Below are 12,212 nucleotides of genomic sequence, written 5' to 3' on the forward strand. Positions count from 1 at the left end.
GAGGGTGTGCAGAATTTTGTGTAAACGGACAATCCACCGCCGGCGTAAGCCGGCCTGTCCGTAAGCACAATGAACACCAAGAAACACGACGTACCCGAAGAACTGCTGTCTGGCCTGCTGGCCAACTACAAGAAGCCCGAAGACCTCATCGGCGAGAACGGTCTGCTCAAGCAACTTACCAAGCTGCTGGTCGAGCGAGCCCTGGACGCTGAGCTGACTGAGCACCTGGGCCATGAACGCAACGAGGCGGTGGCCAACCCCGCTGGCAACACCCGCAACGGCAAGAGCAAGAAGACCCTCAAGGGCGAGTTCGGCGAATTGCCCATCGAAGTGCCACGCGACCGCCATGGCAGCTTCGAGCCTCAGCTCATCCCCAAGCACCAGACCCGCTGGGCCGGCTTCGACGACAAAATCATCTCGCTGTACGCCCGTGGCATGACGGTGCGCGAGATACAGGCCCACCTCGAAGAGATGTACGGCACCGAGGTCTCACCCAGCCTGATTTCCTCGGTGACAGATGCCGTGGCCGACGAGGTCAAGGCCTGGCAGGCCCGACCGCTGGAGCCGATTTATCCCATCGTCTATCTGGACTGCATCCATGTGAAGGTGCGCGAGGGCGCGGTGCGGGTCAAGGCGGTGTACCTGGCCATCGGCATCACCATGACGGGCGACAAGGAGGTGCTGGGCCTGTGGCTGGCCCAGACCGAGGGCGCCAAGTTCTGGCTGCAGGTGGTCACCGAGTTGCGCAACCGGGGCGTGCAGGACATCTTCATCGCCTGCGTCGATGGGCTCAAGGGCTTCCCTGACGCCATTGAGGCCGTCTTTCCCAAGGCGGTGGTGCAACTATGCATCGTTCACATGGTGCGCCACAGCCTGAACTACGTCTCATGGAAGCGCCGCAAAGAGGTGGCTGCCGACCTGCGCCGCATCTACACGGCCGCCACCGCCGAGGAGGCCGAGCTGATGCTCGGGGAATTCGAGGAGCGCTGGGATGCCGAGTACCTGCCCATTGGCCAGTCCTGGCGCAGGAACTGGAGCCGACTCATCCCGTTCTTTGACTACCCGCCGGAAATCCGCAAGGTCATCTACACCACCAACGCCATCGAGTCGGTGAACATGGGCCTGAGGAAGCTGACCAAGAACCGGGGCTCATTCCCCAGCGATGAGGCGCTGAGCAAGCTGTTCTACCTGGCCCTGCGCAACATCAGCCAGAAGTGGACCATGCCCATCCGGGATTGGAAGGCTGCGCTGACCCGCTTTACCATTCAGTTCGGAGACCGCATCTCCGTCAACTGAAGTCCGAACCGTTTACACAAAAATTCGGACACGCCCGGCACGGGGCTTTCGGTTCGTTCTCAGTGCGCCACAGTGAAGCGCCGGCCGCGGTGTTTCGCGGACTCTGCTTCATCCACCATGGCGACCGCATAGTCCTCCAGCGAGATGTCGCTGGGCCCGCTATCGCCCATGATTACGGCATCGTTCGCGGTCCGGTACTGTCCGGTGCGGGTTCCCGGGTGGATCATGGGCGGGGGGCTCAGCACCGTCCAATCCACATCGGGTGTTTCGCGCAGCAGTTTCAGGGCTGCTCGGGCACCCTCGGCCGTCGCTTTCCATTGTTCAGGGAACGACGGTGCGTCGAGCAATTGCACGCCGGGCTCGACCTCCAGACTGCCCGCCCCGCCGACGACCAGCAGGCGGACGCCCGTGGCACGCGCTGCATCGATGATGGAGTGCATTCCTTTGAGGTAATAGCCATATACGTCGGAGTTGGCATGGCCACTGAATGCGCTGATCACGACGTCGTGCCCACGGAGAACCGCTCGCAATTGCTGAGAGTCCAGGGCATCTGCGCCCTGAACCTCAAGGCCCTGCGCGGCGGGGAGTCTTGTGGGGTTGGACACGATGGCGGTCACGTGATGACCGCGCGAGAGCGCCTCTTGGCGGATGGCGGAGCCGATAAAGCCAGTGGCACCGATCAGTGCGATACGCATGGAATGATCCTTTCTTTGACCCGCGGATTCGGGGTGCGGGGTCAATGATCCTCTTGCCGCATCGTCAGAAAAAGAGGACAAAAAGAACAATACTGGTATCTAATTCGAACCAATCATGCCATCCCCCGTGGGCGATCTCAACCTGTTGCGCGCTTTCCTGGCCGTCGCCGATGCGCGCAGCTTCACGGCCGCCGCCGAACGTCTGCACATTGCGCGTCCGCAGGTGAGTCTTCAGATTCGCCGTCTGGAGAACGTGCTGGGCGCGGCCCTGTTCCACCGTACGACGCGCACGGTTACGCTCACCGATGCGGGGCAACGGTTGTTCGAAGAAAGCGCGCCTCTCATGCAGGGGCTTGAGCAAGTGCTGCAACACGCCGGATCGCGTGGATCGGGTCTGCGTGGCCGCTTGCGTGTCAGTGCGCCTGTTGAATATGCCGTTCAGGTCATGTCGCCGGTGGTGGCGGAGTTCGCTGTCCGCCATCCCGAGGTCAGTTTGGAACTTGTGGTCAGTGACAAGGTGCAAGACCTCGTTGGCGAGGGCATCGACGTGAGCATCCGTGTGGGGTGGTTACGCAATTCAAGCGCGCGGGTTGCGAAACTGGGGGAATTTGGGCAGGCGGTCCTGGCGTCACCCGAGTATCTGGCCCGCTGTCCGCGTCCGGAGGCTCCCGAGGACCTGGCGCATCACCGGTGGATCGCGCTGACCTTGCTGCCGGCGCCCCTCACATGGTCATTCACCAACGGGACAAAGGACATCACGGTGCGCATGGCGCCCAAGCTGCGCACCGATTCCGCTGTTGCCTTGCGCGCCTTGCTGCTCAATGGCGCAGGCGTTTCGGTTGGCAGTTTGCTTCACTTGGAGAGTGACATCCGCAGTGGAGCGCTGGTTCGGCTGCTCCCGGAATGGACATTGCGCAAAGGAGGCGTCTATGCCGTGTATCCGCCCGGCACAGCCATTGCACCTGCGGCGCGCGCCTTCGTCGAGCTTTTGAAGGGCGAAATGCTCCGGAGGGCTTGATGCAGGGGTCCAAATCCAACTCGAAGTCTTCTGGTCGAAATCCTCTACCTCCTGTAGTGCGCGGTACTGCGCCTCTGTCAGCAGGGTGACGCCCATGGCCGCGGCCGCTTCGATGGCGCTGTTCTGCGGCTTGTGCAGCTTGCGGGCATGCAGGGCCTGTGCGTCGTAGCACAGGCTCCTGCGCCCGCTCGGGCTCTCCGCCGTGCAATCGCAGAAAAGGTAGGTTCCGTCCGCGGTGGCACTGCCGACGATGTCGGGCTCGCCGCCCGTTGCCTCCATGTCCTGCAGCGCCTCCAGTTTGTTGGCATTCAAGCGTGCATGGACATCGGCCCAGGCGACGGTGGGGTGCCGGTGCATGTGGCTCTCGAACCGCTTTTTCAGCGTCTGGCCAAGGACATCACGTTGTGCTGTTTTCATGTCTGCTCCTGGCAACGGCGCCTTCAGCGCTCGGGTGGTGGCTTGTTGCACCGTCAGCGGGCCCAAACGACGACGCATGGCATGTCCTGCGGCGACCTTTTTTGGGCGCGAGCGCTGTGGCATGCCGAACCCGAGTAGGCTGGCATAGACGTCACGGTTTCACGCCACCGGGCCGGTGCGGAGGTGGGCAAGCAGCCGTTTCACCACCGCACGGTGTGGGGGTGTCATCGTGTCCTTCATGTCAACTCCTTGGTCTGGGGGCATGGCCAGGCTGAGGGACCGTTGACGCGGTTCTACTCCAGCAACGCCCTGCCTTCCAGCGACGCCCGGAGGAAGGCAGGCCCTGCCTCAGGCCGGAAGTGCCGATAAGATTCTGTTCCGAAACGCATCGGACCGAACCTGTACAACAGGGGCGTGAGCCATTCACAGGAGAACCCCATGACCGTCAAAGCCTACGGCGCCCACGCGAGCGACCGCCCCTTGCAGCCCCTGGAGATCGCACGGCGCGCACCGGGCGCGCACGACGTGCAGATTGGCATTGCCTATTGCGGTGTGTGCCATTCCGATTTGCACCAGGTGCGTTCGGAATGGGCGGGCACGCTGTATCCGTGCGTGCCGGGGCATGAAATCGTCGGGCGCGTAGTGGCCGTGGGCGCGCAGGTGTCGGCGTTCCAGGCGGGCGACCTGGTCGGCGTGGGCTGCATTGTCGACAGCTGCCGGCATTGCCAGGATTGCGACGAAGGGCTGGAGAACTATTGCGGCCACATGGTCGGCACCTACAACGGCCCGACCGAGGACGCGCCCGGCCACACGCTGGGCGGATACTCGCAACAGATCGTCGTACATGAGCGCTATGTGCTGCGGGTGCGCCATCCGCAAGGGCAGTTGGCCGCGGTTGCTCCGCTGCTGTGCGCGGGCATTACCACCTACTCGCCATTGCGCCATTGGAAGGTGGGTCCGGGGCATCGCGTGGGTGTGGTCGGCATCGGCGGGCTGGGCCACATGGGCATCAAGCTGGCGCACGCAATGGGGGCGCATGTGGTGGCATTCACCACCTCTGAATCCAAGCGCGCTGCGGCGCTCTCGTTAGGTGCGCACGAAGTGGTGGTTTCCCGTCATCCGCAGGAGGTGGCCGCGCATGCCAACAGTCTCGACTTCATCCTCAACACGGTGGCGGCGCCGCACGACCTGGATGCCTTCCTGCGCCTGCTGCGGCGCGACGGTGCGATGACGCTGGTGGGTGCGCCAGCGTCGCCCCATCCGTCGCCCAATGTGTTCAACCTCATCATGAAGCGGCGCACGCTGGCTGGCTCCTTGATCGGCGGCATTCCCGAGACCCAGGAGATGCTCGATTTCTGCGCGGAGCATGGCATCGTGGCGGATATCGAGTTGATCCGCGCCGATGAGATCAATACCGCCTATGAACGCATGTTGAAGGGCGACGTGCAATACCGCTTCGTCATTGATATTGCCACGCTGGCCGAATCAGCCGGGGCCTAGCGGCGATGGGGCGAGGGGCGGCGCGGTGCGCCGCCGGCACGCGGCTCCAGGTGGCGGAAGGTGATACGGCCCTTGGTGAGGTCGTAGGGGGACATCTCCAGAGACACGGTGTCGCCCGCAAGCACTCGAATGCGGTGCTTGCGCATCTTTCCGCCCGAATAGGCGATGAGGGTGTGTCCGTTCTCGAGGACCACGCGAAAACGGGAATCCGGCAGCACTTCGTCTACCTTGCCTTGCATTTCAATCAACTGCTCTTTATTGGACACGGAACTCCTTTGAGATCAACGGCAAGAGCCAGCATGGGCATGCCCTTGCCTGGGGGCCTGTGAGAGCACAGGCTGCGGAACGCGCCGGCCGTCCGGCGCGATAGACGAGGTATTGCCCGTCTTTTGCTGCGCTGGCGCGTTGCCACCTGCGGCAGTGAAATGAAGGGCCGTAAGCGCGCTGTAGAACGCACAGTGCGGCGGATCACCGAGGGAAGGGGTGGGAATCCGGCGCTTGCCGCTGCGGGGATCTGCTCCCCGGGCGCGCGTAACGCGGGAAAGGATGGGAGTTTAGGACAATTACATAAACCTTGCTGACCAGTGATGGATTGGCCCTGCCGGCAGGTGCGACATAAGATCGCTAGAGGGATACGCTGCGGTGAAGACGTTGCCCTACAGGAGCAAGGGACCCGTTGCTCCTATCATCGCGCGGCAATGTTTACTCCACGTCACACATGACTGTCTCCAGTTCCGATGCTCGGCCCCGTGCGGCCATCCGAGGGGGCATGCCCGTCCGCCTGATGGTGGGATTTGCTTTGGCGGCATTTGCCGCCCTGTTGATCGCCGTGGTCACCTACCGGTCCAACGACGAGCGCGCGAAAGCCGTGGACAATCTCAACGCGACGGTCGAACGGATCACGCAGATCCAGATGGTCTGGTCGCATTTGAAGGACGCTGAATCCGCCAAGCGGGGCTACCTGCTGTCAGGGCAGGAGCAGACGCTGGGCTTGTTCACCGTAGCCCAGGCCGCCGTGCCGGTGGCCCTGGAAAAGCTGCGCGGGATGACGCGCGGGAGTCTCTTGGAGCAGCAGCGCTTCGACCAATTGCAGGGGTTGGCCACGAAGCGCATGACCGAACTTGCGCACATCGTTGCGCTACAGCGCGAGGGCCGGCGCGAAGAGGCCCTGGAGGCCATGCGCGGCGACGGTCAAGCCACCATGGAAACCACCCGCACGCTGGTGCGCGAGATGCTCAACACCGAACAGCAGCAACTGCAGGCCCAGCGGGAGGTGTGGGAAGGAGCGTTTGTCATCTCGGCCTACCTGACGTGGGGCAGTGCCGCCGTGCTGTTGCTGCTGACCTGTGCGTCTGCGGTGATGACCATGGCGGAGTACCGCAGCCGCGAGGTCGAGAACTGGATCAAAGGCAACCTTGTAGGGCTGGGCACGCGGCTGCAAGGTGAGCAGCGCATCCATGACATGGCGGGTGCTGTCATCGGCTATCTGGCGACGGAGTTGGATGCCAGGGTAGGGGCCATCTACGTGACGCAAGGCCACGGCATCTTCGAGCGCATGGGCGGCTATGCGCTGGCGCCCGACACCGGCCCTGGGGCCGTGCGGGCGGGAGAGGGCCTGCTGGGCCAGGCGTTGCAGAGCCGCACTCTTCAGCATGTGCGCCACGTGCCCAGCGGGTATCTGCCAGTGACCTCCGGCACGGGCCAGGCCACGCCCGCCGAATTGGTGATGATGCCCATCGTGCTCAATGGCGTAGCGCTCGCGGTCGTCGAAATGGGGTGGTTCCGCGCGGTTGCTCCGCACGAAGTTGACTTCCTTGTGCGCGCCGGGGAGCAGTTGGCCCAGGCCGTTCGGGGCGCATTGGATCGCTCGCGCCTGGAGAGTCTGCTGGACGAGACGCAGCGCCAGGCGGAGGAGTTGCAGGCACAGCAGGAAGAGCTGCGCGTCAACAATGAGGAACTGGAGCAGCAAAGCCGCATGCTGCAGGAGTCCCAAAACCTGATGCAGGCGCAGCAGGCGGAGTTGGAGCACAGCAACGCCCAACTGGAAGCGCAGACCGAGCAGCTGCAGTACCAGAAGCAGCGCCTGCTGACTGCACAGGACGCCCTGGAGGCCAAGGCGCGTGATTTGGCGCAGGCCAGTCAGTACAAGAGCGAGTTCTTGGCCAACATGAGCCATGAATTGCGCACACCGCTGAATTCCAGCCTGATCCTGGCCAAGCTGCTGGCCGACAACAAGCAGCAGAACCTGACGGCGGAACAGGTCCGCTATGCGCAGACCATCCACAACGCTGGCACCGATCTGCTGAACCTCATCAACGACATCCTCGATCTGGCAAAGATCGAGGCGGGGCAGACCTCGGTCGAGATTGGCCAGGTGACGGTGGCCAAGGTGGTGGCGGGCGTGATGGAACCGCTACGGGCCCAGGCGCAGGACAAAGGCCTGCAATTCAACGCGGTGGTGGAGCCGGGCGTGCCGGCATTCATAACCTCCGACGCGCAGCGCCTGGCGCAGATTCTCAAAAACCTGCTTTCCAATGCGCTCAAGTTCACCGCGCGCGGCGAAGTGACCATGCGCGTCTTCCCAGGAGACAACGACACGCTGTGCTTTGCCGTGCGGGATACGGGCATCGGCATCGCGCCCGACCTGCAAGAGCGCATCTTCGATGCCTTCCACCAGGCCGATGGCAGTACCCATCGCAAATACGGCGGCACTGGCTTGGGCCTGTCGATCTCCCGGGATCTGGCGCAGTTGCTCGGCGGCAGCATCGCGGTGCAGAGTGCGCCGGGCGAAGGCAGCGTCTTCACGCTGACCCTGCCCGTCACGGCGCCCCTTGTCAGCGAGCCGGACGAGCGCCAGGCAAAGATGCCAGCGGCGCCGACGCTTGCCGGACGCGCTGCCGAACCACCGCGTGCGAGCCAGCCAGAGGCCCCGGCGGCAAAACCGTGCGCCCCCGTGCACGTCGTGCCGGATGACCGGGAGCAGTTGGAACAGGGGCGTTACACCATCCTGGTCATCGAGGACGACCCGCGGTTTGCGCGCATCCTTTGCGACCTCGCGCATGAGATGGGTTTTCAGTGCGTCATTGCCTCGACGGGCAGCGACGGCCTGGCGGCGGCGCTGGAATACGGCCCCAGCGCGGTGGTGCTGGACATGAACCTGCCGGATTTCTCCGGCCTGGGCGTGTTGGACCAGCTCAAGCGCAACCCCGCCACGCGCCATATTCCCGTGCACGTGGTCTCGGTGGCCGACTACATGCAGGAGGCCATGGAGCGCGGCGCCATCGGCTATGCGCTCAAGCCCGTCAAGCGTGAGGAGCTGGAGCAGGCGCTGCTCCACATGCAGGCCAAATTCACCCAGAGCATGCGCCGCGTGCTGGTGGTGGAGGACGACGCGCGCCAGCGCGAGAGCGTGCGCCACCTGCTGGCAACCGACGGCGTGGAGATCGTGGGCGCCGCCACCGCGCGGCAGGCATTGGACCTGCTCAAGGGCAGCACGTTCGATTGCATGGTGATGGACCTGCACCTGCCTGACCTGAACGGGTACGAGCTGCTGCAGCAGATGGCCGAGCAGGAAGAGGTGTCCTTTCCGCCCGTCATCGTCTATACCGGGCGCAACTTGTCGCGCGACGAAGAACAGCAGCTGCGCCGCTTCTCCAAGTCCATCATCATCAAGGACGCGCGCTCGCCCGAGCGCCTGCTGGACGAGGTCACGCTGTTCCTGCACCAGGTGGAGTCCACCTTGCCGGACGACCGGCGCCGCATGCTGCAGCTGGCGCGCGACCGTGAGTCCACTTTCGAAGGGCGCACCATCCTGGTGGTGGAGGACGACGTGCGCAATGTGTTCGCGCTGTCCAGCGTGTTGGAGCCCACGGGGGCGCGCGTGGAGATCGCGCGCAACGGACGCGAGGCCCTGGAGGCGCTGGAACGTGCCAACGCCGCCGGCGAGAGCGCCGTGGACCTGGTGCTGATGGACATCATGATGCCCGAGATGGACGGCTTTACCGCCATGGCGGAAATCCGCCGGCGCCCCGAGTGGCGCCGTCTGCCCATCATCGCCCTGACCGCCAAGGCCATGAAGGACGATCAGGAGAAATGCCTGGCCGCCGGCGCCAACGATTACATCGCCAAGCCGCTGGACGTGGAGAAACTCCTGTCGCTGATGAGGGTGTGGATGCCCAAGTGAGCGTGCGCCAGCGCGAGGACCCACGATATCGGAGCCAACACTTGCCGCACCAACGCAAGACCGCAGAGATCGAGCAGCAGCTGCTGATCGAGGCCATTTACCTGCGCTACCACTACGACTTCCGCGGGTATGCGCAGTCGTCGCTCAAGCGCCGGCTCCAGGCCGCGCTCACGCGGTTCGATTGCGAGACGCTGTCCCAACTGCAGCATCGGCTGCTGCACGAGCGCGCGGTGTTTCCTGCGCTGCTGGACTACCTTACCGTGCAGGTCAGCGATGTGTTTCGCGACCCGGAGTACTTTCGCGCGCTGCGCGAAAAGGTGGTGCCGCTGTTGCGCACCTACCCCTCGCTCAAGATCTGGGTCGCGGGCTGCAGCACAGGAGAGGAGGCGTATTCGCTCGCCATCCTGCTGCGTGAAGAGGGGTTGCTGGAACGCTCGTTGATTTACGCCACCGACATCAACAGCACGGCACTGCAGCGTGCCGAGGCGGGCGTATACGACATTGAGCGCGTGCCCGGCTTCACCGAAAACCATGCGCGCTCGGGCGGGCGTTCCTCGCTGTCCGACCACTACAGCGCCGCCTATGGCCGCGTGGTGTTCGATAAGAGCCTGCGCCGGCATATCGTTTTCTCCGACCACAGTCTCGCGACCGACAGTGTATTTGCCGAGGTGCACCTCATCTCCTGCCGCAACGTGCTGATCTACTTCGACCGTACGCTGCAGGACCGCGCCCTGGGCCTGTTCCGCGAGGCCCTGTGCCGGCGTGGATTCCTGGGCCTGGGGGCCAAGGAATCTCTGCGCTTTTCCTCCCACGCGCCGGCATTCGAGGACTTCGTGGCGCCCGAGCGCATCTTTCAGAAGAGAGGTGACGCATGAGGCAGGCGGCTTCGCCACGCGTGCGCCTGGACGCCATTGCCATTGGCGGGTCGGCCGGCAGCATCGAAGCGCTGGGCGCGGTGCTGCCCGCGCTGCCTGCGGGTTTCCATGCGGCCCTGCTGGTCGTGCTGCACCTGCCGCGCGAGCGGCCCAGCCTGCTGTGCAACATCTTCCGCCAGCGCTGCGCCCTGCCGGTGCGCGAGGCCGAGGACAAGGAGCCCGTGGAGCCGGGCACGGTGTATTTCGCGCCGCCTGACTATCATTTGCTGGTGGATTCGGGACCGAGGCTGTGCCTGTCCGCGGATGCGCCGCTGAATTTCTCGCGCCCGTCGATCGACGTGTTGTTCGAATCCGCCGCCGATGAATATGGGCCGCGGCTCATGGCCATGCTCCTGTCGGGCGCGAACAGTGACGGAGCGCGGGGCTTGCGCGCAGTGCAGGCCGCTGGCGGCGCCACGGTGGTGCAGTCGCCCGACAGCGCTTCGTCCATGGCCATGCCGCAGGCGGCGCTGGCCCTGATCCAACCCGATCAGGTGCTGCCCCCGGCACGCATCGCCGCGCTGTTGACCACCTTGCATAAGGAGGGACTTTCGTGATTTTTGCCCCACCGGCTGCACAGGCCGCGAGTCATCGAACCGGCGCGTGCGTGAAATGCCTGATCGTGGATGACGTTCCTGAAAACCTTGTCGCATTGCAGGCGCTGTTGAAGGATGAGGACGTAGAGATCCTCATGGCCGGCTCCGGCGCCCAGGCGCTGGAACTGCTGCTGGCCCACAACGACGTGGCGCTGGCGCTGCTGGACGTGCAAATGCCCGAGATGAACGGTTTCGAACTGGCGGAGTTGATCCGCGGCAGCGAGCGCACGCGGCACATTCCGCTGATCTTCATCACCGCCGGCTCGCGGGACCAGGGCTGGCAGTTCCGCGGCTACGAAAAAGGTGCGGTGGACTTCCTTTACAAACCCGTCGACCCCCACATGCTGGTCAACAAGGCCCGGGTGTTCTTCGACCTGCAGCGCCAGCGGCATGCGCTGGCACGCGAACTGCAGGAGCGCACCGAGGCGTTGTACATCAACGAGATGTTCATGGCCGTGCTCAGCCACGATCTGCGCAGCCCGCTCAGCGCCATCATGGCCGTGGCCAGTGCGCTGCAGCGCGCTCCCGAGCCCGCCAAGGTGCAGGCTCTGGCGTGCAACGTGCAGCAGGCCGGGCGGCGCATGGGCCGCATGATCGAGGACCTGTTGGATGTGACGCGCGCCCGCCAGCATGGCAGGCTGGCCATCGAGCCTGCACCCATGGACCTGGGGCAGCAGGCGCAGCGCGTGGTGCAGGAAGTCCGCGCCGGCCACCCCGAGCGCCACCTGCGGCTTGAGCAGCAAGGGGATCTGCGCGGCGAGTGGGACGAAGAGCGCCTGGGCCAGATGCTGGCGAACCTGCTGGGCAACGCCATGCACCACGGCACGCCCGACCAGCCGGTGGAGTTGTCACTGGACGGCGCCGCCGCCGATACCGTGGTGCTGCGCGTGAGCAACGGCGGTGCGATTGACGCCGAACTGCTGCCCCGGCTGTTCGCGCCATTCACCGGCCGGCGCAACCGGGCCGGTCAACACCAGGGGTTGGGGCTGGGGTTGTTCATCGTGCACCAGATCGTGCAGGCCCATGGCGGGACGATTGACGCCGCCTCGCAGGCGGGGCGCACCTGCTTCACGGTGACGCTGCCGCGGCGCGCGGTGGCGGCTTGACAGGACGGGGGCGGGGGGATGCCGGGCCTTCAGCGGCCCGGCAGGTGCCGCCTCAGGCGGGGCTGGCGCTTTGCAGGTGGCTGGCGATCACGTCCAGCAACTCCTCCAGCTCTTCCAGCTCGAACGGCTTGAGCAGGGACCGCACATGCGGGCCCAGCGTGCCCACCCCGTGCTCCAGCGGATAGCCCGAGCACAGCACCACCCAGCGCTGGGGGTTGCTTGCCAGCAGGTGGCGGCACAGATCCAGCCCGCTCATGCCGGGCAGGCTCACGTCGGAAACCACCACGTCGTGCGGCTGGGCCGCATCGCGCTGCAAGGCCTCCTCGGCCGTGGCGCAGGTGACGACGGTGCGGCCTTCTCCCTCCATCAGCAGGCCGATGGTGTCTCGCAGTTCGCAGTTGTCTTCGACGTAGAGGATGCGCAAGTGAGGTCCTTGGGATGCGGGCTCTGCCGCAGGGCAAAGGGGCATTGTGCGGGGAACGTCTTA

Annotated in this window: 10 protein-coding genes and 1 pseudogene; 7 read left to right on the top strand and 4 right to left on the bottom strand. The window is 64.8% G+C overall.

Annotation, left to right across the window (positions count from 1 at the left end):
* The first annotated feature begins 69 nt into the window (after positions 1-69).
* Positions 70-1,296: an IS256 family transposase gene (locus tag BV908_RS10630; RefSeq protein ID WP_103738104.1), complete on the top strand. Its 1,227-nt coding sequence runs from the start codon at positions 70-72 to the stop codon at positions 1,294-1,296.
* A 59-nt stretch (positions 1,297-1,355) separates the two neighbouring features.
* Here BV908_RS10630 and BV908_RS10635 read toward each other — a convergent pair whose 3' ends face one another.
* Positions 1,356-1,991, bottom strand: a complete 636-nt coding sequence (locus tag BV908_RS10635) for an NAD(P)H-binding protein (RefSeq protein ID WP_103738105.1) — start codon at positions 1,989-1,991, stop codon at positions 1,356-1,358.
* Between the two features lie 115 nt (positions 1,992-2,106).
* On the opposite strand from BV908_RS10635, the gene BV908_RS10640 reads away from it, so the two are divergent.
* Complete coding sequence (locus BV908_RS10640) at positions 2,107-3,009, top strand: LysR family transcriptional regulator (RefSeq protein ID WP_103738106.1); 903 nt, start codon at positions 2,107-2,109, stop codon at positions 3,007-3,009.
* Positions 3,010-3,021: 12 nt separating this feature from the next.
* Here BV908_RS10640 and BV908_RS22740 read toward each other — a convergent pair.
* A pseudogene (locus tag BV908_RS22740) lies at positions 3,022-3,549 on the bottom strand (DUF4256 domain-containing protein); the annotation flags it as partial.
* A gap of 315 nt (positions 3,550-3,864) precedes the next feature.
* On the opposite strand from BV908_RS22740, the gene BV908_RS10650 reads away from it, so the two are divergent.
* The gene (locus BV908_RS10650) at positions 3,865-4,926 is read left to right on the top strand and encodes an NAD(P)-dependent alcohol dehydrogenase (RefSeq protein ID WP_103738107.1); all 1,062 of its coding nucleotides are present in this window, start codon (positions 3,865-3,867) and stop codon (positions 4,924-4,926) included.
* On the opposite strand, the gene infA is transcribed toward BV908_RS10650, so the two are convergent.
* The gene (infA, locus tag BV908_RS10655) at positions 4,923-5,192 is read right to left on the bottom strand and encodes a translation initiation factor IF-1 (RefSeq protein ID WP_011804098.1); all 270 of its coding nucleotides are present in this window, start codon (positions 5,190-5,192) and stop codon (positions 4,923-4,925) included. The two genes, BV908_RS10650 and infA, sit on opposite strands and share 4 nt — an antisense overlap.
* Before the next feature lie 503 nt (positions 5,193-5,695).
* Here infA and BV908_RS10660 point away from each other — a divergent pair.
* From BV908_RS10660 to BV908_RS10675, 4 genes are read left to right on the top strand one after another with little or no spacing between them, the layout of a single operon-like run.
* A complete protein-coding gene (locus BV908_RS10660; RefSeq protein ID WP_103738108.1) occupies positions 5,696-9,109 on the top strand; it encodes a response regulator in 3,414 nt (1,137 codons plus the stop codon).
* Positions 9,110-9,150: 41 nt separating this feature from the next.
* A complete protein-coding gene (locus BV908_RS10665) occupies positions 9,151-9,984 on the top strand; it encodes a protein-glutamate O-methyltransferase CheR (RefSeq protein WP_011804100.1) in 834 nt (277 codons plus the stop codon).
* Positions 9,981-10,580 carry a chemotaxis protein CheB gene (locus BV908_RS10670; RefSeq protein ID WP_103738109.1) on the top strand — a complete coding sequence of 200 codons (600 nt, stop codon included), beginning with the start codon at positions 9,981-9,983 and terminating at the stop codon, positions 10,578-10,580. Before BV908_RS10665 ends, BV908_RS10670 begins: the two co-directional genes overlap by 4 nt.
* A complete protein-coding gene (locus BV908_RS10675) occupies positions 10,577-11,725 on the top strand; it encodes a hybrid sensor histidine kinase/response regulator (protein WP_103738110.1) in 1,149 nt (382 codons plus the stop codon). Before BV908_RS10670 ends, BV908_RS10675 begins: the two co-directional genes overlap by 4 nt.
* 52 nt (positions 11,726-11,777) lie before the next feature.
* On the opposite strand, the gene BV908_RS10680 is transcribed toward BV908_RS10675, so the two are convergent.
* Complete coding sequence (locus BV908_RS10680; protein ID WP_012655640.1) at positions 11,778-12,149, bottom strand: response regulator; 372 nt, start codon at positions 12,147-12,149, stop codon at positions 11,778-11,780.
* Positions 12,150-12,212: the final 63 nt, after the last annotated feature.

It is taken from the genome of Diaphorobacter sp. LR2014-1, assembly GCF_002916785.1.
Lineage (GTDB): Bacteria > Pseudomonadota > Gammaproteobacteria > Burkholderiales > Burkholderiaceae_C > Diaphorobacter > Diaphorobacter nitroreducens.

Bases quoted from the DNA above. Each gene is read 5' to 3' on its own strand.
- BV908_RS10630 (WP_103738104.1), top strand. From the start codon at position 70: ATGAACACCAAGAAACACGACGTACCCGAAGAACTGCTGTCTGGCCTG.
- BV908_RS10635 (WP_103738105.1), bottom strand. From the start codon at position 1,991: ATGCGTATCGCACTGATCGGTGCCACTGGCTTTATCGGCTCCGCCATC.
- BV908_RS10640 (WP_103738106.1), top strand. From the start codon at position 2,107: ATGCCATCCCCCGTGGGCGATCTCAACCTGTTGCGCGCTTTCCTGGCC.
- BV908_RS10650 (WP_103738107.1), top strand. From the start codon at position 3,865: ATGACCGTCAAAGCCTACGGCGCCCACGCGAGCGACCGCCCCTTGCAG.
- BV908_RS10660 (WP_103738108.1), top strand. From the start codon at position 5,696: ATGCCCGTCCGCCTGATGGTGGGATTTGCTTTGGCGGCATTTGCCGCC.
- BV908_RS10670 (WP_103738109.1), top strand. From the start codon at position 9,981: ATGAGGCAGGCGGCTTCGCCACGCGTGCGCCTGGACGCCATTGCCATT.